Origin of the sequence: Pseudomonas sp. NPDC089407 (assembly GCF_044900445.1) — a bacterium.
Classification (GTDB): domain Bacteria; phylum Pseudomonadota; class Gammaproteobacteria; order Pseudomonadales; family Pseudomonadaceae; genus Aquipseudomonas.
Genome location: NZ_JBJDNB010000032.1, coordinates 17,723 through 41,898 on the forward strand (window position 1 = coordinate 17,723; position 24,176 = coordinate 41,898).

At 63.5% G+C, this 24,176-nt stretch carries 19 protein-coding genes and 2 pseudogenes; 9 read left to right on the plus strand and 12 right to left on the minus strand.

Annotated elements, in window-relative coordinates; all coding sequences use genetic code 11:
* Positions 1-11: 11 nt before the first annotated feature.
* From mexE to ACI2KG_RS22085, 3 genes are all read right to left on the minus strand, one after another.
* Entirely contained in the window at positions 12-1,253 is a 1,242-nt protein-coding gene (gene mexE / locus ACI2KG_RS22075) for a multidrug efflux RND transporter periplasmic adaptor subunit MexE (RefSeq protein ID WP_404663290.1), read from the minus strand.
* A gap of 284 nt (positions 1,254-1,537) precedes the next feature.
* Positions 1,538-3,124, minus strand: coding sequence for a rhodanese-related sulfurtransferase (locus tag ACI2KG_RS22080; RefSeq protein ID WP_404663291.1), 1,587 nt, complete (start codon positions 3,122-3,124; stop codon positions 1,538-1,540).
* On the minus strand, positions 3,121-3,729 hold the full coding sequence (locus ACI2KG_RS22085; RefSeq protein ID WP_404663292.1) for a cysteine dioxygenase: 609 nt from the start codon (positions 3,727-3,729) through the stop codon (positions 3,121-3,123). The genes ACI2KG_RS22080 and ACI2KG_RS22085 overlap by 4 nt, the downstream gene beginning before the upstream one ends.
* 193 nt (positions 3,730-3,922) lie before the next feature.
* On the opposite strand from ACI2KG_RS22085, the gene ACI2KG_RS22090 reads away from it, so the two are divergent.
* Entirely contained in the window at positions 3,923-4,858 is a 936-nt protein-coding gene (locus ACI2KG_RS22090; protein ID WP_404663293.1) for an ABC transporter substrate-binding protein, read from the plus strand.
* Between the two features lie 139 nt (positions 4,859-4,997).
* Complete coding sequence (locus ACI2KG_RS22095) at positions 4,998-6,305, plus strand: LLM class flavin-dependent oxidoreductase (RefSeq protein WP_404663294.1); 1,308 nt, start codon at positions 4,998-5,000, stop codon at positions 6,303-6,305.
* On the opposite strand, the gene ACI2KG_RS22100 is transcribed toward ACI2KG_RS22095, so the two are convergent.
* Both ACI2KG_RS22100 and gspG read right to left on the minus strand, forming a co-directional pair.
* Positions 6,299-7,489: a type II secretion system F family protein gene (locus ACI2KG_RS22100; RefSeq protein ID WP_404663295.1), complete on the minus strand. Its 1,191-nt coding sequence runs from the start codon at positions 7,487-7,489 to the stop codon at positions 6,299-6,301. The genes ACI2KG_RS22095 and ACI2KG_RS22100 overlap by 7 nt on opposite strands.
* An 11-nt stretch (positions 7,490-7,500) precedes the next feature.
* Complete coding sequence (gspG, locus tag ACI2KG_RS22105) at positions 7,501-7,926, minus strand: type II secretion system major pseudopilin GspG (RefSeq protein WP_400618132.1); 426 nt, start codon at positions 7,924-7,926, stop codon at positions 7,501-7,503.
* A gap of 185 nt (positions 7,927-8,111) precedes the next feature.
* Here gspG and ACI2KG_RS22110 point away from each other — a divergent pair, with 185 nt between their 5' ends.
* From ACI2KG_RS22110 to ACI2KG_RS22125, 4 genes are all read left to right on the plus strand, one after another.
* Positions 8,112-8,705, plus strand: coding sequence for a lytic transglycosylase domain-containing protein (locus ACI2KG_RS22110; RefSeq protein WP_404663296.1), 594 nt, complete (start codon positions 8,112-8,114; stop codon positions 8,703-8,705).
* A gap of 256 nt (positions 8,706-8,961) precedes the next feature.
* A complete protein-coding gene (locus ACI2KG_RS22115) occupies positions 8,962-10,428 on the plus strand; it encodes a sensor histidine kinase (protein WP_404663297.1) in 1,467 nt (488 codons plus the stop codon).
* 281 nt (positions 10,429-10,709) lie between these two features.
* On the plus strand, positions 10,710-12,203 hold the full coding sequence (locus ACI2KG_RS22120; RefSeq protein ID WP_404663298.1) for a sensor histidine kinase: 1,494 nt from the start codon (positions 10,710-10,712) through the stop codon (positions 12,201-12,203).
* Positions 12,172-13,599 (plus strand): sigma-54 dependent transcriptional regulator, encoded by a 1,428-nt coding sequence (locus ACI2KG_RS22125; RefSeq protein ID WP_201207318.1) that lies wholly within the window; start codon positions 12,172-12,174, stop codon positions 13,597-13,599. The genes ACI2KG_RS22120 and ACI2KG_RS22125 overlap by 32 nt, the downstream gene beginning before the upstream one ends.
* 156 nt (positions 13,600-13,755) lie before the next feature.
* On the opposite strand, the gene ACI2KG_RS22130 is transcribed toward ACI2KG_RS22125, so the two are convergent.
* From ACI2KG_RS22130 to ACI2KG_RS22140, 3 genes are all read right to left on the minus strand, one after another.
* Positions 13,756-14,058 (minus strand): hypothetical protein, encoded by a 303-nt coding sequence (locus tag ACI2KG_RS22130; protein ID WP_404663299.1) that lies wholly within the window; start codon positions 14,056-14,058, stop codon positions 13,756-13,758.
* 84 nt (positions 14,059-14,142) lie between these two features.
* Positions 14,143-15,495: a GntP family permease gene (locus ACI2KG_RS22135; RefSeq protein WP_404663300.1), complete on the minus strand. Its 1,353-nt coding sequence runs from the start codon at positions 15,493-15,495 to the stop codon at positions 14,143-14,145.
* 109 nt (positions 15,496-15,604) lie between these two features.
* Complete coding sequence (locus ACI2KG_RS22140; RefSeq protein ID WP_400618050.1) at positions 15,605-16,144, minus strand: gluconokinase; 540 nt, start codon at positions 16,142-16,144, stop codon at positions 15,605-15,607.
* 207 nt (positions 16,145-16,351) lie between these two features.
* Between ACI2KG_RS22140 and ACI2KG_RS22145 the strand changes: the two genes are divergently transcribed.
* The 3 genes and pseudogenes from ACI2KG_RS22145 to ACI2KG_RS22155 all read left to right on the plus strand — a co-directional run.
* Positions 16,352-17,371, plus strand: a complete 1,020-nt coding sequence (locus ACI2KG_RS22145; protein ID WP_404663301.1) for a LacI family DNA-binding transcriptional regulator — start codon at positions 16,352-16,354, stop codon at positions 17,369-17,371.
* A gap of 433 nt (positions 17,372-17,804) precedes the next feature.
* Positions 17,805-18,482 (plus strand): annotated as a pseudogene (locus ACI2KG_RS22150) (PAS domain-containing protein); the annotation flags it as partial.
* A 111-nt stretch (positions 18,483-18,593) separates the two neighbouring features.
* A pseudogene (locus ACI2KG_RS22155) lies at positions 18,594-18,947 on the plus strand (methyl-accepting chemotaxis protein); the annotation flags it as partial.
* Positions 18,948-18,993: 46 nt separating this feature from the next.
* Here the strand turns inward: ACI2KG_RS22155 and ACI2KG_RS22160 are convergent.
* The 4 genes from ACI2KG_RS22160 to cobM form a co-directional block, all read right to left on the minus strand.
* Positions 18,994-22,266, minus strand: a complete 3,273-nt coding sequence (locus ACI2KG_RS22160; RefSeq protein WP_404663302.1) for a transporter substrate-binding domain-containing protein — start codon at positions 22,264-22,266, stop codon at positions 18,994-18,996.
* A gap of 10 nt (positions 22,267-22,276) precedes the next feature.
* On the minus strand, positions 22,277-22,891 hold the full coding sequence (locus ACI2KG_RS22165) for a response regulator (protein ID WP_404663303.1): 615 nt from the start codon (positions 22,889-22,891) through the stop codon (positions 22,277-22,279).
* A 219-nt stretch (positions 22,892-23,110) separates the two neighbouring features.
* Positions 23,111-23,353 carry a DUF1272 domain-containing protein gene (locus ACI2KG_RS22170; RefSeq protein WP_400618057.1) on the minus strand — a complete coding sequence of 81 codons (243 nt, stop codon included), beginning with the start codon at positions 23,351-23,353 and terminating at the stop codon, positions 23,111-23,113.
* Between the two features lie 66 nt (positions 23,354-23,419).
* Positions 23,420-24,172: a precorrin-4 C(11)-methyltransferase gene (gene cobM, locus ACI2KG_RS22175; protein WP_400618059.1), complete on the minus strand. Its 753-nt coding sequence runs from the start codon at positions 24,170-24,172 to the stop codon at positions 23,420-23,422.
* Positions 24,173-24,176 lie beyond the last annotated feature (4 nt).

Sequence of the window (24,176 nt, forward strand, 5' to 3'; positions counted from 1 at the left end):
GGTGTGGTCCCTTAACCGCGTGGCGCCTGGGCGCTGGCGACTTTCACATTGTTGCCCGCCACCTTCGGCGTCGGGTTGCTGGCCTCCAGGGCCTGGCGCTGCTGGGCGAGTGCGGCGAGGGTCTGTTCGCTGGCCATGGCAGTTTCTTCCGGGGTGACCGGTGAACCAGGGCGCACGCGCTGCAGGCCCTTGACCACGATGCGGTCGTCCTTGCCCAGGCCGCTGCGCACGATGCGCAGGCCTTCCAGCTTCGGCCCCAGCTCTACGGCGCGGTAGGCCGCCTTGTTGTCCTTGTCCATGACCAGCACGAACTTCTTGCCAAGGTCGGTGCCCACGGCTTCGTCGTTGATCAGCACGGCGTCGTACTGGGCGCTGCCGACCAGCTTCAGGCGCGCATACAGGCCCGGGGTGAACTGGCCGTCGCGGTTGTCGAACACCGCACGGCCACGGATGGTGCCGGTGCGCGGGTTGACCTGGTTATCGACGAAGTTCATCTGGCCCAGGTGCGGGTTGCCGGTTTCGTTGGTCAGGCCCAGGTACACCGGGGTGCTCTGGCCACGCTGGCCTTCGCGAGCCAGCTGGGTGTACTTGAGATACACGCGCTCGTCGGCATCGAAGTAGGCGTAGACCTTGTCGGTGGAGACCACACTGGTCAGCGGGGTGACATCGGCACTGACGATGTTGCCGGCAGTGAACTCGGCGCGGCTGACCCGGCCGCTGATGGGGGCGGTGACGCGGGTGAAGCTGAGGTTCAGGCGGGCCAGGTCGAGCTGTGCCTGGATCGCATCGACCCCGGCCCGGGCTTCGGCGGCAGCGCTGCTGCGCGATTCGGCCAGTTCGGCGGAAATGGCATTGCTGTCACGCAGGCGCTCGCCACGGCGGGCTTCGTTGGCGCTGCGGATGGCGGTGGCCTTGGCCTGTTGCAGCTGGGCTTCGAGGCGGCGCACGTCAGCCTGGAACGGGCGCGGGTCGATCTGGAACAGCAGGTCGCCTTTCTTGACCTGGGCGCCCTCAGTGAAGGCTACCTGATCGATCTGGCCCGAGACCCGTGGGCGCACTTCGACGGTTTCCGGGGCTTCGAGGCGGCCGGTGAATTCGTCCCATTCGTTGATCGGTTGCTCGATCACCTTCGCCACGGTGACCTTGGGCGCGGCGGGAGCCTGCACGGCGTCTGGGGTTCGACCGCAAGCGCTGATCACCACCACCGCCAGGGCAGCGAGGGGGAAGCGCAAGGGTTTGAGAGATTGTTCCATGGAGAACTCCGCCAATGTATTAGTAGTGGGCGGAGTGTGAGTGTGTTGCGCGTGAGGCACGAATCGAACGGGACGAAGGTTAATATCACGCTGAATGATATGTGTGGATCAATCATCGATTGGAGGCATGGTCAGGTGTGGCTTGGGGATTTTTTTGGGGGCTGCTTTGCAGCCCATCGCGACACAAGGCCGCTCCTACACAGGCAGCGTCAACCTGAAGCCATACGCGGTCATTGTAGGAGCGGCCTTGTGTCGCGATGGGGCGCAACGCGCCCCCGGCAATCTCAGCCCAGCACCCGAAACCCATGGGTCCCATCCCGCTCCAGCTGGGCAATCAGGCCGAACTCCCAGTCCAGATACCCCTGCATGGCCTCACGCGGGTTATCCGTCCCTTCATAGGGCCGGCGATAGCGGTCGGTGCGCGGCACGGCCAGGTGCGTCTCCCCCTTCTCCAAATCCTGGCCCGCAGCAATCCAGCGCGCCGTCCCGCCTTCCAGCACATACACCGGGGTTTGCGTAAGCGACTGCAAGTCCACCGCCGCAAAACGGGCCAGCAAGCTGCTGCCACAGGTCAGCACATATCGCTCGGCAACCGGCAGTTTTTCCAGCACTTGCGGCAATTGCGCACGAATAGCCCAGTGCGCCCCGGGTATATGCCGTTGCACATAGTTGGCACTGCTGGTGAAGTCCAGCACCACTGTGCCTGGTGCCTGCAGCCAGCTCGCCAGTTGCTCGACGCCGATCTCGGTCACTGCCGGCAACGCCGGCTGCGGTGCCTGCCACTCACCGGCTTCACTGAAGTCTGCCGCCACCAGGCCATCCAGCACCGCCACCTGCCAGCCCAGTTGTGCCAGCCATGACGCACTCATGTTGGCCCGTACGCCGTCGTCGTCCACCAGCACAATGCGCGCCCCGCGCACGCTGGCCACATGGTCGGTTTCCTGCACCAGTTGCCCGCCAGGCACGCTGCGGCTGCCGGGCAGGTGGCCTTGGGCAAATTCCTCAGGCGTGCGGACATCGAACAGGTAGGTGGTGCGGCTGGCATCGGCCTGCCAGGCAGCCAGGCCTTCACGCTCAAGCCGGGCCGCGCCAGCGCGGTCGGCAACCTGGCGCGCCCGCGTTGCGGCATCGGCTCGGGTGCTGTCGGTGACGGCACTGAAACGGCGCGCCTGGCCGTGGGCCAGGGTTTGCCCGGCCAGTGTCCAGCCAATGGTGCCGTTGCGCAGGGCTGCCACCGGGTTAGGGATGCCGGCATTGACCAGCGACTGGGTGCCGATGATGCTGCGGGTACGCCCGGCGCAGTTGACGATTACCTGGGTGGCCGGGTCGGGTGCCAGCTCGGCTACCCGCAACACCAGCTCGGCCCCCGGCACACTGATGCCACCTGGAATACTCATGGTCTGGTACTCGTCGAAGCGGCGCGCATCCAGCACCACCACGTCGGCCTTGGCATCCAGCAGCGCCTGCACCTGCTCGGCGGCCAGCGACGGGGTGTGGCGTACACTTTCGACCAGCTCGCCGAACGCCTTGCTTGGCACGTTGACGTCGCGGAACAGCTCGCCACCGGCTTTGCGCCAGCCGGCCAGACCACCTTCGAGCAAGGCAACATCGCTGTAACCAAGGGTTAGCAGGCGCTTGGCGGCCTGGGCCGCCAGGCCTTCGCCGTCGTCATACACGGTGATGGCGGTGTCACGCCGCGGCACGCGGGCGAACACCTCCAGCTCCAGTTTCGACAACGGGATATTGGCGGCAAACAAGGGGTGGTCCTGGGCGAACGGGTCTTCTTCGCGCACATCGATCAGCGCCAGTTCTTCATGGGCTAGCAGGGCCCGGCGAATATCGTAGTAGGAGCGGGTAGCAAAGGTGCTCATGGGGCAGGGTTCTCTTTGGACAGGTCCCAGATGTTGGGCAGAAGGCTGTTGGAATAGCCGGAAATGAATGGTTTTTCGGTGCCGTCGGGCAGGTACACCGCCCGGCTGACCGCGCCGATATTGGCGCCATACACGTGAATGCTGATCGACACCAGGTCATCAAAGGCATTGCTGACCTGGTGGATATCGCCAATGCGCGGCGAAACCGCCTCGACATGGCCGGGCTCGATACGCACCGGTCGGCCCTGTGGCAGCAAGGCGCCTTGCTCGCTACGGGCAAAGCCTTGCGAATACTCGGCGCCGCGCAGCATGCCGATCAGGCCCCACACCCGGTGGTCGTGGATTGGCGTCTGCTGGCCCGGGCCCCAGACGAAACTGACGATGGAAAAGCGCTGGCGCGAATCGCAGTGCAGCAGGTATTGCAGGTAACGGGCCGGGTCCGGCTGGGCCAGCGCTTCGGGCAACCAGTCGTCATGCGCGACCAGGCTGCGCAGCAGGCCCTGGCCTTGGTCGAGCAGCGTGGCTTCGTCGGTTTCCTGGTCCAGCAGGTGTGACAGCGCATCGATGAAATGGCGCAAGCGCTCGAAGCGTAGGGGGTGGCTCATGGTTCAGGCTCGGCTGACGGTTTTACTTAACCCTAGCAAACGCACTGAATATTCTCAAAAGTAAAAATATGCATAAGCTAATATGCATAAATTGCATTTACAGATGCGCCGATCTGTTTTCAAATAGGTGCATAACCTACGAGACCGCACGCGCGGATCGGCCTTATGTACCCGACGGTACCTGGAGACGAACGTGCGATACCTCAAGCAATTGGCCGCCGGTGTGCTGGCCAGCAGCCTCAGCCTGGCCGCGGCTGCACAAACCCTGGTGGTCGGCGACCAGAGCTTCAATGCCCGTGCCGTAATGGAGGCGGCCGGTGTACTCGACGACCTGCCGTATACCCTGGAGTGGAAGCAGTTCACGGCAGGCTCGCCGGTAGCCGAGGCACTGAACGTGGGCAGCCTGGATATCGGCCTGCTGGGCGATGCCCCACCGCTGTTCCTGGGTGCACTGGGCGCACCGATCAAGGTGATCGCGGTCAGCCGGCAGAACCTTGATGGGGTGGCCATCCTGGCGCGCAAGGACTCGAATATTCACAGCCTGGAAGACCTGCGCGGCAAACGTGCAGCGATCTGGAAGGGCTCGTGGAGCCAGCAGTTGTTGTTCAGCGCGCTGGACAAGGCCGCCGTGCCACGTGATGCCCTGGAGTTGCGTTACCTCAGCGCCCTGGACGCCTCGCATGCGCTGGATGGGGGTTCGGTTGACGTGATTGCCACTTGGGAACCCTACGTCACCCAGCAGGAGCGCCAAGGGGCGCGGGTGTTGGCAACGGCCGAAGGCCTGATCCCGGCGCAGAGCTTTGTGGTGGCCAATGCCAAGGCGGTGGAGGCCAAACGGGCACAGATCAGCGATTTCCTGCAACGCCTGAAAAAGGCCCGTGACTGGACCCTGAGCGACCCGGCGCATACCGAAGCCTATGCCGATGCCTGGGCCAAGCGCACCCGGGCCGACCGCGACATAGCCCGCGCCTGGTTTGCCCGTGCGCGTACCGATGTGGCGCCGCTGGACCCGCAGGTGATCGTAGAGGCGCAGAAGACCGTGGACTTTTTTGCCGGGCTGGGGCTGATCAAGGCCTACCCGGCGGCGAGCCTGTTCGATACCTCGTTCGCGGCGGCGTTCGAGCATTGAGTTTTCCTGGGCTGGCCCTATCGCCGGCAAGCCAGCTCCCACAGGTAACCCACCGGGCTCAGGCTTGTGGTGATCCTGTGGGAGCTGGCTTGCCGGCGATAGGGCCGGTACAGGCGACAACCCTTTTGAGGATCTGTACATGACCCCCCGCAAGATCAAGCTCGGCGCCCTGACCATGGGCTGCGGCGGCCCCGGCCGGCACAACCTGTGGCTCGACCCGGAGCTGCCGGCCGATGCCAGCGTCAATATCGACTGGTACATCGACATCGCCCGCCAGGCCGAGGCAGCGCTGTTCGACCTGATGTTCATCGTCGACAGCCAGTACATCACCCCCGGCTCGCCGTCCCACTACCTTAACCGCCTGGAGCCACTGACCTTGCTTTCGGCATTGGCAGTAACCACCCGCCATATCGGCCTGGTTGGCACCTTGACCACCTCCTACAACGAGCCCTTCAACGTGGCCCGGCGCCTGGCCTCGCTGGACCTGATAAGCAAGGGCCGCGCCGGCTGGAACGTGGTTACCAGTGGTGATGCCGGCACGGCCGGCAACTATGGCCGCGACGAACATTACGACTACGACACCCGTTATGCCCGTGCCCAGGAGCACGTAGCGGTGGTGCAAGGCCTGTGGCAGTCCTATGAAGACGGCGCGTTTCCGCGCAACCGTGCCACCGGGCAATTCCTCGACCCCAGCCGCATGCACGCGCTGAACCACAAGGGCGAACACTTTTCGGTGGTGGGGCCGCTGAACATCCAGCGCTCCCCTCAAGGCCAGCCGGTGATCTTCCAGGCCGGCGACTCGCAACAAGGGCGCGAATTGGGGGCAGCCACGGCGGATGTGATCTTTACCCATGCCACCAGCATCGAGCAGGGCCAGGCGTTCTACCGTGATGTAAAGGGCCGTGCCGCGCGGTTGGGGCGCGACCCCGAGCAACTGCTGGTGCTGCCGGGGGCTGAGATATACGTCGGCGACACCGATGAACACGCCCGCGAGATCGAACGCCATTATCACCAGCAGGACCACAGCTTCGAACTGGCGCTGAAGGAGTTCGGGCGCAACTTCGGCTGGCACGACTTCAGCCAGTACGACCTTGACGCACCGTTCCCCCAGGAAAGCCTGGAGCATGCGCGCAGCAGCTTCTTTACCAACGCCAAGCGCATTGCCGACCAGGCGCGAGAACAGGGTTTCAGCTTGCGCCAGGCGGTGGAGTTCGGGCGCCAGTTGCGCCCGGGTGCCTTTGTCGGCTCGCCAGCGTCGGTAGCGGCCAAAATGGCCGAGTGGTTTGAAGCACGGGCGCTGGATGGCTTCAATATCTACATTGGCCACCCAGGGCAGTTCCGCCGCTTTACCGAGCAAGTGGTGCCGTTGCTGCAGGAGCGCGGGGTGTACCGCACCGCCTACGAGGGCACTACCCTGCGTGAGAGCCTGGGCCTGGCGATTCAGTGAATGCTTGAGGCCAGTTCGAAGATCGGCATGTACATGAGGATCACGATCAGGCCGATCAGCAGGCCGATAAATGTCATCAGCAACGGTTCGAACAGTTTGACGAACCATTCCACCCAGCGGCCGATTTCCTGATCGTGGAAGTCGGCGCAGCGCTCCAGCATCTCGCCCAGGTTGCCGGATTGCTCGCCGGCCCGCAGCAGGCGTAGCGACACCGGTGTGACCAGTTGTCCGGCTTCCAGCGCATCGGACAGCGGCAGGCCTTCGCCGACCCGCTGGCTGGCTTGCGCCAGGCCCTGTGCCGCCGCGCTGCCGAGTAGGCCGCGGGCCATGCCCATGGCGGTAAGGATGGGAATACCGCCTTGCAGCAGAATACCCAGCGACCGGTAAAAGCGCGCCAACTCGTACATCATCAGGCGCTGGTGCAGTGCCGGCAGGCGCCGCAACTGGCAGGACGCCCAGTGCCGCACCCGTGGGTGGCGGCGCAGCAGCCACAGCACCGTGACCCCGCCTACAGTGCCCAGCGCCAGTGGCAGTTGCTCGGCATGCAGGAACAGGCCGATCTGCATCAGTACCCGTGACAGCCAGGGCAGTTCGGTACCCATGCCTTCGAATACCTGGCTGAAGCGCGGCACCACATAGCCAAGCAGGAACAGCACCACGCCACCGCCCACCAGCAACAGCAACAACGGGTACACCGACGCACCCACCAGCTTCTGCCGGACCAGGTCCAGGCGCTGGCGGTAGCTGATGTAGCGGGCGAGGGCATCACCTAGCGCCCCGGTGCGTTCGCTGGACTGCACCAACGCTATGTACAGCGGCGGGAACACCCGCGGTTGCTGGCCCAGGGCCTGGGACAGCGAGCGGCCTTCGTACAGCTGGCGGACCAGTTCGGCCAGCACCTTGCGCGTTGCTGGCGCAGGGGCTTTCTCTGCCAGGCTTTCCAGCGCGTCGATCAGTGGCAGGCCGGCATTGAGCAAGGTCGACAGCTCCTGGCTGAACAGCACCAGGTCGAAGGCCGCCTCGCGGCGCCAGGCCATACCGCGCAAGGTGCCACCGCTGCCGCGCAGGCTGAGCACGCGCAGGCCCTGGTCTTCAGCCTGGCGGCGCGCCTGCTCGGCGTCCTCGGCGTCGATCTGTAATTGCACCACACCCTGCCTACCCAGGGCCTTGAGGCTGTAGCGCATGGCCGCTCTCCTTACTGCCAACTGGTGATTTCAGCGTTTTCGCCATCGCCACCGGGCTGGCCGTCCTTGCCCATCGACAGCAGGTCGTATTCGCCGCCGTTCTCGCCAGGCTGCCGGTAGATGTACGGGCGGCCCCACGGGTCCTGCGGCACAGCCTTCTGCAGATAGGGCCCGGTCCAGCGGGCTTCACCGCTGGGGGCGATCACCAGGGCCTGCAGGCCTTGTTCACTGTTGGGATAGTGGCCGACCTCCAGGCGGTACAGGTCCAGGGCCTTGCTCAGCCCCTCGATCTGCGCCCGCGCCACCTTGGCCTCGGAGCGGCCCAGTTGGCTGAAGTACTTGGGCGCTACGATGCCGGCCAGCAGGCCGAGCACCACCAGCACCACCAGAAGTTCGAGCAGGGTGAAGCCACGTTGCGGGTTGGATCTGCGCTGCATGGTGAAGCCCTCCACTGCATGGGGACACGGGTTGCCATACTCCATGCAACAGCCGTGCACGTCTGCCTCGGGGCCTTGCGCCATGCGGCACAGGAAGCGGCACAGTGCTTGCGTCGTGGTCATGGTCCTTGGGTTTTCCGGGGCATTTCCCCCACATCGGGGGCCACGACGAAGAGGCGACCGACATGCGTGGACTCATCCTTGGTTTGCTGTGGCTGGCGGCAGGTATTGCCCAGGCCGATGTGTACATCTCGATCGATGCCAAGGGTGGCTACGTACTGACCAACGTTCATCGACCCGGGCGGCATTATCAAAAAGTGATCAACGAACCGCTGGCCCAGGGCGGGCCGGTCAATGCGCAAATGATCACTGGCCGGCCGTACGCCGAAGTGGTCGCCACTGCGGCACGTATCCACAATGTGCCACCGGCGCTGTTGCATGCGTTGATCAAGGCCGAGTCTGGCTACAACCCCAAGGCCCGCTCGCGGGCGGGGGCGGTGGGGTTGATGCAATTGATGCCGGATACCGCCCGCGAAATGGGTGTGGAAGACCGCCTCGACCCGGAAGACAACGTGAAGGGCGGGGCACGCTACATCAAGCAGATGCTCACCCTGTTCGACAATGACATCACGCTGGCCGTGGCCGCCTACAACGCCGGCCCGGATGCCGTGCTGCGGCGGGGCGCGGTACCGCCGTTTGCCGAGACCCGGCGCTATGTGCCCACGGTGTTGCGCGAGTACCGTAAATTACAGGGGCTGGCGGATGATTCACCGCTGTAAGTGTCCGTCAGCATGTACGCGATCCCGTGTAGGAGCGGCCTTGTGTCGCGAAAGGGCCGCAAAGCGGCCCCGACATTCGCTAGTGATACATAACTCTTGGGGGCGCTTCGCACCCCGATCGCGACACAAGGCCGCTCTTACATGGGATCACCTTCAGTTCAAGCATGACCCTTCGGCGGATGCCATCAATTTAGCACTATGGTTTCCCCATCTCTGGGCTATAACCTTCTGAAGGTGCCCAGCTGTGGAGTCCGCCATGGACCTCGCCCCTCGTTCCGACGCTATTGACGTGCCTGCCGGTAGCGAGCTGGCCGCCCCGCGCAAGCCCTTCAACCTGCTGCGCTGGTATGCCTGGGTCAGCCTGGCCATCATTCTTTCGGTGGCCGCAGGGCTGGGGCTGATTTCCAGTCGCTTCATCATCGACGAAAGCGTCGAGCGCGATGCCTTGCTCACGGCCCAATTCATCACCTCCATTGCCGACGCCGAAGTGCGCCATGTGTCGATCCCCAACCTGCGTACCATGGGTGAACTGCTCGACCCGCGTACCGACCGCGCGAACCTGCCCGATGTCGACCCGGATGCCCGGCGCAAGGCCCGGGGCGAATTCCTCGACCATATCGCCCACTTGCCCGACATGCTGCTGGCCAACATCTATGCCCCGGACCGCACCGTGATCTGGTCCAGTAACCCGGCGTTGGTCGGCAAGCTGATCGAGGGCGACGACGACCTGGACCAGGCGTTCGAGTACAAGATGCGGGTCTCGGCCAGCTACCACAACTTTGAACAGGCCCGCGCCGAGCAGAAGTTCATTACCCCGCCCGAGCAGCTGTTCATCGAAAACTACATACCGCTGTTCGACGCCGAGGGTGAGCACGTTACGGCCATGGTCGAGATCTACAAAGAGCCACATGATCTGATCGTGCGCATCGAACACGGGCTGATCCTGATCTGGCTGGCGATCACCGTCGGCGCTGCACTGGTGTATATCGGCCTGTACGGCATCATGCACCGCGCCGCACGCTTGCTGAAGGTGCAGCAGAAGCGCCTGATCAGCAGCGAAACCTACGTGGCACTGGGTGAAGTGTCATCGGCAGTGGCCCACAGCTTGCGCAACCCGCTGGCCAGCATCCGCTCCAGTGCAGAGCTGGCTCAGGCGTTCGATGAAGGCCCGGCACAACGCCAGGTCAATGACATTATCAGCCAGGTTGATCGCATGTCCCTGTGGATTCGCCAGATGCTGCAGTCGCTGCGCCCGCTGAACGATGAGGCCGTGGCGGTGGACCTGCCCCAGGCATTGCAGGAATGCCTGCAGAGCTACGCAGTGCCACTGGCACGCGGCGGGGTAACCCTTGACCTGCAACCGTTACCGGCCGTGCAGGTACTGGGGCATCCGGCGTTACTGCGCCAGGTGTTCAGCAGCTTGATCGCCAACGCCCTGGAATCGATGGAGGAAAGTGGGCGGTTGCGTGTCGAGGTAGTGCGCCACAATCGGCGCTGCCTCACCCTGCGTCTGTCGGATAATGGCAAGGGCATGAACGAAGAGCAGCTGCGAATGGCCTTCCGGCCGTTCTTTACGACCAAGCAAGGCGGGCTGGGCGTGGGGCTGGTGCTGGTGAAACGTATCATGGAGCGTTTCGGTGGCACGGTCCGGCTCAGCAGCAGTGAGGGCCACGGCACGCGGGTCTCGTTGACTTTCCGCCTGGCTGGCTCTTCATTATTGTGATTAAGAACCAATAATAAACTATTGATATACATAGAGTTACAGCATGTTGGGTGACAATTACCCACATGTGGGGCAAGTTCCTGAGGCAATGTTTAAAAGAATACGATAACGCATTGAAAAATAACGCATTGATTTGAATGGCTGAGTTTTTGCAATGTGATCTGTAGAGCGGAACACGCGACAAATGGCAGCTGCGGCTGCACAGGTGGATTGCTGTCAAAAGCCGCTTGCGGCTGACCTTGATGCAGTTCTGAACGCACGCCCTGCGCGGGAACCACGCGATGCAGATGCTGGAAAACGAAGTGCCCGACAAGGCCAGCGCGACCACCAGCGGTCTGGCGGTTCCATTGCGTGAATTCAACCTGCTGCGCTGGTTTTCGGTCATCAGCCTGTTGATTATTGCCTCGGTAGCCGGCGGCCTGGGTTACGTGTCGACCCGCTTCGTGGTGCGCGACAGCGTGCAGCGCGATGCCATGCTCACTGCACAGTTCATCCAGGCCATGGCCCAGGCCGAAGTGCGCCATTCGCAACTGCCGCCGGGCACCACCATGGGTGAGCTGCTCGACCCGCGCCTGGACCTGCAGCACCTGCAGTTCTCCCCGCAGCTGGCCGAATCGACCCGGGTGGAATTCCTCGACCATGTCGAGCACCTGCCGGATACCTTGCTCGCCAATGTCTATGCTCGTGATCGCAGCATTATCTGGTCGACCAACCCGCAGCTGATCGGCCAGCGCATCGAAGCCGATGGCGACCTGGACCGCGCCTTCCGTTCTCGCAAGGCTGTGTCGGCCAGCTACCACAAGGCCGAGGATGACCGCGAAGAGCAGAAATTCTTGCGCGAACCGCGCTACCTGTTCATCGAGAACTATATTCCGCTGTTCGACAGCCAGGGCGAGCAGGTGCTCGCCATGGTGGAAATCTACAAAGAACCGCAGGACCTGATCCGTCGCATTCAGCGTGGCTATGTGCTGATCTGGGCTTCGACCCTGGTTGGTGGTGCGCTGATCTACTTTGGCTTGTTCTGGATCGTACGCCGGGCGGCGCACATGCTGCGCCTGCAGCAAGACCGGCTGGTAGCCAGCGAAACCTACGTGGCGCTGGGCGAAATGTCCTCGGCAGTCGCCCACAGCCTGCGCAACCCGCTGGCCAACATCCGCTCCAGCGCCGAACTGGCCCAGGAAATCGCCAACCCCGCGGCGCAGAAGAACATTACCGACATCATCAGCCAGGTCGACCGCATGTCACGCTGGGTGCGCGACCTGCTGGTGTCGTTGCGCCCGGTCAGCGACGAACCCGAGGCCGTGGACCTGGTGGCAGCCATCGAGGACACCCACCTGGCCTTTACCCAGCAGATCGAGCGCAACGGCGTGCGCTTTCATTTCGAAGGGCCTGACATGCAGTGGGTGGCCAGCCAGCCGTTGCAGCTGACGCAAATTCTCAACAGCCTGTTTTCCAATGCCCTGGAGGCCATGCCTGCGGGCGGCACGCTCAATGCCCAGGTCATTGTGCAGGAGGGCCTGCGTGCCGAACTCGTCCTTACCGACACCGGCAAGGGCATGAGCCAACAGCAGGAACGGATGGTGTTCAAGCCGTTCTTCACGACCAAGCAGGGTGGCCTCGGTGTCGGCCTGGCCCTGGTCAAACGCATCATGGAGCGTTTTGGCGGCTCGGTCAGCCTGAGCAGCCGCGAAGAGGAAGGAACCCGCGTCAGCCTTACATTCAATATCGCAGCGGGAGGGGACCATGGAGCACAGCATCCTGGTAGTCGAGGATGATGAAATCCTTGCCGACAACATTCGTACCTACCTCAGCCTCAAGGGCTACGAGGTCACCGTGTGCCACAGCGCGGAACTGGCGCTGGAGCAGATCAAGCGGGCCCAGCCCGATGCGGTGCTGACCGACAACTCGCTGCCGGGCATGAGCGGCCACGACCTGCTGCGTACCTTGGTGGCGCAGGCGCCGGAGCTGAAAGTGATCATGATGACCGGCTACGGCAACGTCGAAGATGCCGTGCAGGCGATGAAGGAGGGCGCCTTCCATTACCTGACCAAACCGGTCGTGCTGGCCGAGCTCAAGCTGACCCTGGACAAGGCCCTGGCGGCAGAGCGCATGGAGCGCACGCTGTCGTTCTATCAGGAGCGCGAGGCGCAGAAGTCCGGGTTGCAGGCGCTGATCGGCGAGTCGCCGGCGATGCTCACCCTCAAGCACACCCTGCGCCAGGTGCTCGATGCCGAGCGGCGCATGGCCAGTGACGACCTGCCACCGGTGCTGGTAGAAGGCGAAACCGGTACCGGCAAGGAGCTGGTGGCGCGTGCCCTGCATTTTGACGGCTCGCGCAGTAAAGGGCCGTTCATCGAGTTCAACTGCGCCTCGATCCCGGCCAACCTGCTGGAAGCCGAGCTGTTTGGTCACGAAAAGGGCGCCTTTACTGATGCCAAGGAGCGTCGGGTGGGCCTGGTGGAGGCTGCCGACGGGGGCACGCTGTTCCTCGACGAGATCGGCGAGATGGACCTGGTGCTGCAGGCCAAGCTGCTCAAGCTGCTGGAAGACCGCAGCATCCGCCGCATTGGTGCGGTGAAGGAGCGCAAGGTCGACCTGCGGGTGATCAGTGCCACCAACTGCAACCTGGAACAGATGGTGCAGCAGGGCAAGTTCCGCCGCGACCTGTTCTTCCGCCTGCGCATCATTGCGTTGAAGGTGCCGCGCCTGTATGCCCGCGGGCAGGACGTGTTGCTGCTGGCGCGGCACTTCCTGGCCCACCATGGCCGACGTTATGGCAAGCCTAACCTGCGTTTTTCTGCCGAGGCGGAAAGCCTGATGCTGGGTTACAGCTGGCCCGGCAATGTGCGCGAACTGCGTAACATGCTGGAGCAGACGGTATTGCTGGCACCGAACGAGGTGGTGCAGGCGCACCAGCTGAACCTGTGCCTGACTTTGGTGGACGAGCCGCTGGTGGCTCAGCCCACAGCGACTGTATATGAAATGCCGCGGCATGAACCGGAACCGGGTACCAGCTTGCCGGACATGGAACGCGACCTGGTGTGCAAGACCCTGGACCGTACGGACTGGAATGTGACCAAGTCGGCGCGCATGCTCGGGTTGTCGCGGGACATGCTGCGTTATCGCATCGAGAAGCTGGGGCTGACGCGGCCTGACAAGCGACAGTGGTAAGACCGGGGGGCTGCTTTGCAGCCCGATCGGCAAGCCAGCTCCCACAGGGATAGCGCCAGCCGGGCATTCGGCGCGGGCGATAGACTAACTTGCAACCGGTGCGGTCCCTGTGGGAGCTGGCTTGCCGGCGATTGGGGCGCAACGCGCCCCCAGGTCTTAGCGCTGACTACCGCCAGTTCCGCTTTCCCCTCGGCCCCCATCCCCCTCCGAACCCCTGCCATCCATGCCCGGCAAGTCACGGTCGTCATTCTGCTCCGCCGGCGGGCTGTCCGGGTCGTTGCCCTTGATGCGCGGGTCGGTGTCCCGGGGCATGGGTTTCTCGATCGGGTTCAGGGTGCTGTCCGCGCCGGGCTGCGGCGCGCTACTGTGCGGGTCGTCGGGGTAGGTCGGGCCGGTGCCGGCGGCGAGCGCCAGCGGTGAGGCGAGCAGGGCAATCAACAGGATGCTTGATCGGGTCATGGCAGTCTCCATTGCGTCGGGTAGGGCTTATATTTCCCTTCGGCCCCTCCCGAAACGTCAAGGTGCCACCACCCCGATCAACGGTCACACCACCATTGACAGCAACATGATGAAGATGATGCCGACCACCGAAAGAATGGTCTCCATCATGCTCCAGGTCTTGAAGGTTTCTGCCACGGTCATGTTGAAGTACTGCTTCACCAGCCAGAAGCCGGCGTCGTTCACGTGCGACAGGATCAGCGAGCCGGCACCGGTGGCCAGCACCAGCAGCTCACGGTTCACCCCCGGCACCAGGTCGATCACCGGTGCAACGATGCCCGCGCCGGTAATGGTCGCGACCGTGGCCGAACCGGTGGCGATGCGGATCACTGCGGCCACCAGCCAGGCCAGCATGATCGGCGAAATCTCGGCCTGCACGGCCATCTGCCCGATCACGTTGCCCACCCCAGTGTCCACCAGCATCTGCTTGAAACCACCGCCAGCACCGACGATCAGTACGATGGCAGCAGTCGGCGCCAGGCTCTGGTCGAGCATTTTCATGATCTGCTGGCGGTTGAAACCACGGGCCGAGCCAAAGGTATAGAAGGCCAGCAGCAGGGCGGCGAGCAGGGCGGTGATCGGGTGGCCGATCAGGTCCATCCACTGGCGCACGATGTGCTCGGCAGGCAGTACCACGTCGGCGAAGGTTTTCAGCAGCATCAATGCCACCGGCAGCAGCACGGTGATCAGGGTGATGCTGAAGCTCGGCAGGTTGCCCTGGTCGGACTCCTTGGCGATCTGGTCCATCAGCTCCTTCGAGGGGGTGCCCGGGATGTAGCGGGAAATGAAGTTACCGAACAGCGGCCCGGCGATGATCGCGGTGGGCAGTGCCACGATCAGGCCATAGAAGATGGTCTTGCCGATGTCGGCGTGGAAAATGCCGATCGCCAGCAACGGGCCCGGGTGTGGTGGCACCAGGCCGTGGACGACAGAAAGGCCGGCCAGCAGCGGAATGCCGATTTTCACCAGTGATACCCCAGAGCGCCGGGCGACGATGAACACCAACGGAATCAGTAGCACGAAGCCGATTTCGAAGAACAGCGGGATGCCCACCAGGAAGGCGGCGAACATCATCGCCCAATGCACGTTCTTCTTGCCGAAGGCACGGATCAGGGTTTGTGCGATCTGGTCGGCACCGCCGGAGTCGGCCATCAGCTTGCCGAGCATGGTGCCCAGGGCGAGCACGATACCGACAAAGCCGAGTACGCCGCCAAAACCGTCCTGGAACGATTTCATGACCTTGGCCACCGGCATGCCGGAGGTCAGGCCCAGGAAACCCGCCGCAAGGGTAAGGGCGACGAAAGGGTGAACCTTGAAATGGGTGATCAGCAGGATCAGCCCGACGATGGTAACCAGCGCGTCGAGCAGCAGGAAGGTATCAGTAGCCAGTCCGAACATGGTGTGAAGGCCTCGGTCTTATCGTTGTTTTGGGCGGAGCTTTTTGGAACTTTGCCCGCGTTGGCGGGTCGGGGTAGCGCTGTCTTTGGTGAGCCGGAAAACCGCCGGGTCAGGCGGTTTGCGCCAGGCCCTGCTCACCGTAGCGCTTTAGCCAGCGGTCCACTGCTTCGGCAAGGGCGTCCATGGGCTGGGTCGCGTCCAGCGCCAGGGTCAGTGGTTCGCCGCGTGGCGATTCCAGGGCTGCGAACTGGCTGTCGATCAGGCTGGCCGGCATGAAGTGCCCCGGGCGGGCCAGTACGCGCTTTTCGGCTTCGGCAGGGGTCAATTCGAGGAACACGAATACCAGCCCGGGCATGGCCTCGCGCAGGGTATCTCGGTAGCGGCGCTTGAGTGCCGAGCAGGTCAGAATCGGGCGCTCGCCAGCTTGGCTGATGGTTTGCAGTTCTTCGCCCAGGCGCACCAGCCAACCGGCACGGTCGCTGTCGTCCAGGGGGATGCCAGCGCTCATCTTGCGGATGTTTTCGGCAGGGTGGAAAGCGTCGCCTTCGATCAGGCGACCGCCGCTTTTGGCAGCAATGGCAGCGCCGATGCAGCTTTTGCCGCAACCGGCCACGCCCATCACCACAATGGCGGACAGGGGAGAATTCATCAGTACCTCCTGCGGGGTGAGGTAGCGCTGTCTCGTCGCCGACGAACAGCCACCTCCCCGGTGTTATTGGTCTTGTCCTTACGCAGTATGGACGCCTGGTGGCGAGCGCGTGGTGGCTGCTACCAAAGATTACATTGCCTGCGTCCTGAGACAGCGCTACCTTAGTGGCCGTTCCCTCTCCTTGCAAGTAGTAAAATTACAACATCCATGTCCCGCACCGGCTCCCGTACTACAGGTCGTCCCACCCTGGCTGAAGTTGCCAGGCTTTCCGGGGTTTCCCCGATTACCGCTTCGCGCGCCTTGCGCGGGGTCAGCACGGTTGCGCCGGAGCTGGTGGAAAAGGTCGTCGCCGCTGCGGCGAGCCTGGGTTATGTGGCAAACCCGGCGGCCCGCGCGCTGGCCTCGGCACGCAGCCAGTCGGTGGTGGTGTTGATCCCGTCGCTGTCCAACCAACTGTTCATCGACACCCTGGAAGCCATTCACGAGGTCATGCGCCCGCGTGGGCTCGAAGTGCTGATCGGCAACTATCACTATGACCTTGCCGAAGAAGAGAACCTGATCCGCAACTACCTGGCCTACCAGCCCTGCGGCATGTTGCTGACGGGTTTCGAACGCAGCGACGCGGCGCGGCAAATGCTGGCCGCCAGCGGCGTGCCGTGCGTGCACATGATGGAGCTCAATGGCCAGCCAGGGGCGTTGTCGGTCGGCTTTTCACAGCAGCAGGCCGGTCGCGCCGCCGCCCGACACCTGATCGAGCGTGGGCGCAAGCGCCTGGCGTTCATTGCCGCGCAGCTCGACCCACGGGTAATGCAGCGTGCCGAAGGCTTCCGCCAGGCGTTGGACGAGGCCGGCATGCAGGCCACCGAGCTGGAGGTATTGGCGCCGGAGCCTTCGTCGATTGCCTTGGGCAGCATGCTGTTCAGTCAGCTGATGGCGCAGGCGCCGGATGTGGATGGCATCTTTTTCTGTAACGACGACCTGGCCCAGGGCGCGGTGCTGCAGGCGTTGCGCCAAGGAGTTGAAGTGCCGCGCCAGGTTGCCATGGTCGGCTTCAACGACCTGCCGGCTTCGGCGCATATGGTGCCGCGGCTTACCTCGATCCGCACGCCGCGGGCCGCCGTTGGTCGGGGCGCCGCGCAGGCGCTGCTGGCGTTGCTGGATGGCAAGCGGGTGGCCAACGCGCAGCAGGACCTGGGGTTTGAATTGATGGTGCGGGAGAGCTCTTGAGTTCGCCTTGAAGAGGTGTGGCGGTTTTGAAATCGAGCGCCGCCCGTGCGGCGCTTCGCGGGACAAGCCCGCTCCCACATTTGTTTCGGGCCAATTATTCCTGTGAAATTTGCGCAAACGCCTTGGCGCATGTCTCGATATCGCGTCGTACAAACAAGGCGGTCGCGCGCGCCTGGCACAGGCAATGCTGGCCCGAAACAAATGTGGGAGCGGGCTTGTCCCGCGAAGCGCCGCGCGGGCGGCGCTCGATCTTGTAGGCGCTACAAAAATCACGACATACGCAAGTCAATCTATGCTCAGAAAACCGCGCATAAAGGAGCCCGGCGTCATGTTCGATTTCCATCGCAAGTCCGACTTGGTCGAGATCCAACGCAGTCACCAGGCGCTGGCTAACGCACAAGCCAAACTGGCCGCCATCGGCCGCGCCATGGCCATGATCGAGTTCGCCCCCGACGGCACCATCCTCGATGCCAACGAGCGCTTCTGCCAGGCCATGGGTTACAGCGCCGACGAGCTACGCGGCAAGCACCACCGGCTGTTCTGCGAACCGGACTACGCAAAAAGCGCGGAGTACCAGCAACTGTGGCACGAGCTGGGGCAGGGCAAGGCCATCAGCGGTACGTTCGAGCGCGTCGACAAGGCTGGCCGTGAGGTCTGGCTTGAAGCCAGCTATATGCCGGTACTGGATGAGCAGCGCCAGGTGACCAGCGTGATCAAGGTGGCGTCCGACATCAGCCAGCGCGTTGTGCTGGAACACGAGAGCGAAAGCCTGCTCAAGGCCATCAGCCGCTCGATGGCGGTGATCGAGTTCACCCCGCAAGGGCGGGTAATCAAAGCCAACCAGAACTTCCTCGATACCATGGGCTACCGCCTCGACGAAGTGGTGGGTCGCCACCATGGTCTGTTCTGCCAGGCGCATGAGCGCGAATCAGCCGAGTACCGCCAGTTCTGGGCTTCGCTCAACCGTGGCGAATACCACTCGCACCGCTTCGAGCGCGTCAACAAACAAGGCCAGACCGTCTACCTGGAGGCCTCCTACAACCCGATCTTCGACAGCAAGGGCCGCCTTTACAAGGTGGTCAAGTTCGCCAGCGACATCACTCACCAGGTCTGTACCCAGCAAAGCGCCGCCGATGCTGCCCATGCCAGTTCGGTGCAGACTGACGCGTGCGCCCGCAAGGGCACTGAGGTGGTGCAGCAGGCGGTGCAGGTCATCGAGCAGATTTCCCAGGAGCTTAACGACGCCGCACGCAGCATCGATGCGGTCAGCAAGCAGTCGGATGTAATCGGGCAGATTGTGCTGACTATCCGGGGTATCGCCGACCAGACCAACTTGCTGGCGCTGAATGCGGCCATCGAAGCCGCCCGTGCCGGCGAACACGGGCGCGGCTTTGCCGTGGTCGCCGATGAGGTGCGTAACCTGGCCGCGCGAACCAGCAAGGCAACCCTGGAGATTGTCGATGTAGTGCGGCAGAACCACGACCTGTCGCTGCTGGCGGTGGCCAGTATGCAGTCAAGCCTGAACCGCACCGGTCACGGGGTGGCGCTGGCCAACGAGGCCGGGACGGTGATCATGGAAATCCAGCAAGGCTCACGGCACGTGGTGGACGCCATCAGCCAGATCAGTTCGACGCTGCAATTGCACCGAGTGCATCGCGCATTTCGTCAAGCAGGGCTTGCAGGCTGGCTTGTAGCAATGCGCGTTGCTCGACCGTCGGCAAGCCCTGCGCGTGGGCGTGTTCGATGGCTTCGCAGTCCTTGACCACGGTGCGCACCCTGATCATCTTGGCCCCCCCCTTGATGCGGTGGGCCAAGGTACGCACGGCCTCATCAGGCGCGTCTGCCGCCAGCGCACGCAAGGCTGCCAGGTCTTCGTCAACGCTGATCGACAGTTGCTCGAGCAGGTGCCGTGTCAGTTGTCCGTCGCCCTGGGTCAGGTGGCGCAGTTCGGCCAGGTCAAACCCGCTGTGGCGTGCTGCTGACGCTGGCTGCTGGGGGTGAGCCGCGGGCAGGTGGGCCTTGAGGGTGCGCAAGCCAATGGGCTTGAACAGGCACACGTCCATGCCGCTGGCCAGGCAGCGGGTACGTTCCTCGGCCTGGGCGTTGGCGGTGACGCCGAGAATTCGGCAGGCCGGCAGGCCGCGTTCGCCCTCCAGCTGGCGAATGCGCCGGGTGAGTTCGTGGCCGTCCATGACCGGCATGCTGCAATCGGTGATCACCAGGTCGAAGCGCGTGGCGTGCCAGTGAGCCAGGGCGACTTCGCCGTTTTCAGCCAGGGTCACGTGGTGCCCCAGGGAATGCAGCTGCCGTTCCAGCAATAGCAGGTTGGCCGGGTAATCATCGACTATCAGGATGTTCAGCGGGCCGCAGCTGCTTTCATGTGCCGGTTGCCCCTGTTCGGCTTGTGCCGGGGCTGCGCAAGTGGGCAGTTGCAGGCTGACCTGCACCCGGGTGCCGACGCCCTCGACACTCTGCAAGTCCAAGGTGCCGCCCATCAGTTCCGCCAGGGTACGGCTGATGACCAGGCCCAGGCCTGCACCCTGGCGTGCCCTTGGGCCGTCGGCCTGGACGAAGGCACTGAACAAGCGCGCCTGGTCGGCAGGGCTGATGCCGATACCGGTGTCGCGCACGTCCAGTTCGATTGCCAGGGCGTCATGGCCGGCAACCTTTGGCAGCAGCAGGCTGGCCTGTACCTCGCCACGGTCGGTGAATTTGATGGCGTTGCTGATCAGGTTGGACAACACCTGCTTGAGCCGCAGCGGGTCAGCCAGCACCCAGACCGGCTCTGCAGGCAGCTCGCCGTGCAGGCGCAAGCCTTTGGCCTGTGCGTTGCCTTCGAATACCCGCAGCGTGGCACGCACCAGCTCGCGCAGGTCGGTAGGCGTTGGTTGCAGGGTAATGTGCCCGGACTCGATCCGCGAAATATCGAGAATGTCGCCAATCAGCTCGAGCAGGCCAAGCGCCGAGTCGTGGGCTGTCTGCAGGGTCTGGATATCGCTGCGCCCGCTACGGCTGTCTTCCAGGGCCAATTCCAGCAGGCCGATCACGGCATTCATCGGGGTGCGGATTTCATGGCTCATGGTGGCCAGGAAGGTGCTTTTGGTCTGGCTGGCCTGTTCGGCATCGTCCTTGGCCTGGCGCAGTTGTTCGAGCAGGCCGCGGCTCAGCGCCAGCTGGGCTTGCAGCGCGTGCTGGGCCTCGGTGCGCTGGTTGATCAGCTTGCGCAGGTAGCTGTTCCAGAACACCACGCCGGCCAGCAGCAGCGCCGACAGCACCAGCACCTGCAAAGCCAGGGTGCGGTAGTCGCGCCACGGGCTGTCGCTGACCAGGGTGCTGGTACGCCAGCGGTTGATCAGTTGGTCGAGCTCTTCGGGCGGAATGCTCAGCAATGCCTTGTCGAGGATGGCCTGTAGCTGGGGTTGATCGGCCGCCACGGCAAAGGCGGCAATGGCCGGCTCGTCGTCAAGTACGCTGGCGATGCGCAAGCGGTCCTTGAACACATGGCTGATGTAGTAGGCGGCATTGATGTGGCTGCTCAGGGCAACGTCGGCGCGGTCATTGGCCACGGCCTCCATCAGCCCCAGCGGGTTATCCACCTCTATCAGCCGGGCCTGCGGGTAGCGTTGCTGCAGGACGGCGCGTTGCGGCGAGCCCCTTACCACAGCGATGCGCTGGCCATCCAAAGCCTTGGCCTGTGCGGGCGCCGTATTGTCGTTGCGTGTGACCAGTACCCTTGGGCTGACCAGGTACGGGCGGGTGTAGCGCAGTTGTTTCGAACGGTCGGCGCCGTAGCCCAAGGCACCAATCATCAGTGCGTCCCCTTGGTTCAGGCGTTCGACCATGGCATGGGCGGACGTGCTTTCGACGGCGTTGAATTGCAGCCCTGTGCGTAAGCCGATCTGCTTCAGCAGGTCGAGAGTAATGCCGCTGGGGTTGTGTTGGGCATCGTTGAACGTCAGCGGCGCCAACGCGGTGTTGATCAGCACGTCGACGGTCGGGTGCTCGGCGATCCAGGTTTCTTCCTCGTCACTCAGGGCGGCAAGGTGGCGCTGCAACAGCAGGCTGGTGTTGCCGCTGCTCCAGCGGCGCAGGATGTTCAGGCGTTCGCTTTCGCTGATGCGTGCCAGCGCCTTGTCGACCAACTGGCGCAGGCGCAGGCTGTCGCTTGCCAGCGCAAAGGCAAAGGCCTCGGGGGCAGCCGGGGAAAAGTGGTCGATTTTCAATGTGCCTTGAAAACTTTTTCCGATCATGAAGTCGGTACTGATGGCGTCACCCAGGTAGGCGTCTGCCTCGCCCAGTTCAACGGCCGCAAGCCCGGCCAGGGTCGAGCGGTAGAGGCTCAGTTGTGCCTTGGGGTACAGGCTGCGCACGCTGCTGGCCGGCAAGTAGTGATCGACCATGGCCAGGCGCAGGCCAGCGAGGTCAGGCGTGTTTTTCAAGCTGCGCCCTTCACGGGTGACGATCACAGGCAGGTCGTCGGCATAAGGTGTGCTGAGGCTGAGCTGGGCGTCTGCTGCCTCGAAGGCGTTGGAGCTGCCCAGCAGATCAATGCGGCCTTCGCGCAGGGCGGTGATGGCTTCGTGACGGCTGTCAAAGCGACGCACCTCGATGTCGATGCCCAGCTGCTCGCCGATGATGCCGGCGTAATCGGCGCTCAAACCTTCGTAGTCACGCGGGCTGATGTTGATTTCGAAGGGCGGGTAGTCCGGGCGTGAACTGCCCAGTACCAGGTGCTGGTGTCGTTGCAGCCACAGGCGGTCGTCGCTGGACAGTGCCAGCGGGGCAGCGGCGCTGGCCGAACGGGCTAGCAGTTGGCGAGGTTCGCTGCTGGCCAGCAACCCGGCGGAATTGACCAGGCCGATGGCCAAAAGAATGCTCGCCAGCAGGTGTTTCATGGCAGGGAGCTCAGTAGACGCTGTTACGTTTGGCCAGATCGACCATTTCGACCAGCGATTCGGTCTTGAGCTTTTCCATGATGCGGCCCCGGTAAGTGCTGATGGTCTTGGCGCTGAGGTTCATGCAAGTGCCGATGTTTTTGTTGTTCTCGCCGCGTGCCAGGCGCCGCAATACTTCCATTTCCCGGTTGGAAAGGCTGCTCAGGCGCACCGGTTCGCTCTCCAGCGAGTTGCTGTTGACCGACATCTGCGGGAAGGTGGAGTAGCCCTTGACCAGGGCCTTGAGGGCGAACAGCAGCGCTTCGTGGTCTTCTTCCTTGGTGACGAAGGCGCCGATACCGGCATCCAGGCAGCGGCGCACGTACAGGTCGGTGGCCTGGCCAGTGAGCACCATGATCTTCGGTACGGGCTCCAGGCATTGCAGGCGCTTGATCACTTCCATGCCGTCCAGGCCCGGCAGGCCGATGTCCAGGACGACCACGTCCGGGCGCAGTTCGCGGGCTACCTGCGCTACTTCGCTACCGTTGCCGACTTCGCCGATAACATGAAAACGCTCACGCTCCAGCAGAAGTCGCAGGGAAAGCCGGACGATAGGGTGGTCGTCGACGATCAGCACGGTTGTCATGTAGGAAACTCCTGTCGGGATGTGGTCCGCTTCCTGGATCACTCAGGAATACGTCTGCAAGTGGGTTAATCGGAAGCGCAGCACGATACGGCCAATCCCGAAGTTTGGTAATGCCGAGTATAGAAGTGTTGATAGTTCCCGGGCTTGTTGTTGAAAATTCCTACAAATAACGGGAAAACATCACCCTGTCAAAGCGGTGATGTCCGGGTTTTGAGGCGGTCAAGCGCAGGCGGTGTGGGCTTTGTCTACACGTAGGGTCGAGGCGGGGTTGTTAGCGAGCGCCAGGCCGACCCGCGTTGGGCGAGTTACCAGCTGGCCACTGCAGTTCGGGCAGCGGCCTTGAAAGCGGGATTCGGCACAGCTACGGCAGAACGTACATTCGAAGGAGCAGATCAGCGCGTCGGGGCTGTCACCCGGCAGGTCGGTATCGCAGCATTCGCAGTTGGGGCGTAATTGCAGCATGGGCGTGGCTCCTGTTCGCAGGCGGGAACCCGGAGTCTGCTACGCCCATGACAAGGCTGGCAACGTTTAGTCGCCAGGGCGATACAGGTGGGCGTGGCCAGCGCGGTACAAGGCCGATTCGGCGAACGGCGTATCCCCCAGCACGTGGCCGACCAGGATCAGCGCCGTGCGGCGAAAACCCTTGGCGGCCACGCGCTCGACGATGTCGCCGAGCGTGCCGCGTACCCAGTCCTGGTCCGGCCAGGTAGCGCGGTGTACCACGGCCACCGGGCAGTGCCCGCCGTAGTGCGGCAGCAACTCGTCGACAATCCGCGACAGGTGCTTGACCCCCAGGTGAATCGCCAGCGTGCTGCCATGGCGCGCCAAATCGCCCAGTTGCTCGCCGGGCGGCATGGGCGAGCTGTCGCCATAGCGGGTGAGGATCACCGTCTGCGCGACCTGAGGCAGGGTCAGTTCGCAGCCGAGCAAGGCAGCGCTGGCCGCCGTGGCGGTGACCCCGGGAATGATCTGGTAGTCGATGCCCAAGGCCTGCAGGTGGCGGATCTGCTCGCCGATCGCGCCGTACAGGCTGGGGTCGCCGCTGTGCACCCGGGCCACATCCTGGCCTTGTTGGTGGGCATGGTGCATGGCCGTAATGATCTGCTCCAGGTGCAACTCGGCACTGTTGATTACCGTTTCGGCCTGGTGGCCTTCGAGCACGGCGGCAGGCACCAGCGAGCCGGCAAAGATGATCACCGGGCACTGGCGAATCAGCCGTTGGCCTTTGACCGTGATCAGTTCCGGGTCGCCGGGGCCAGCGCCGATGAAGTAGACGGTCATGGAG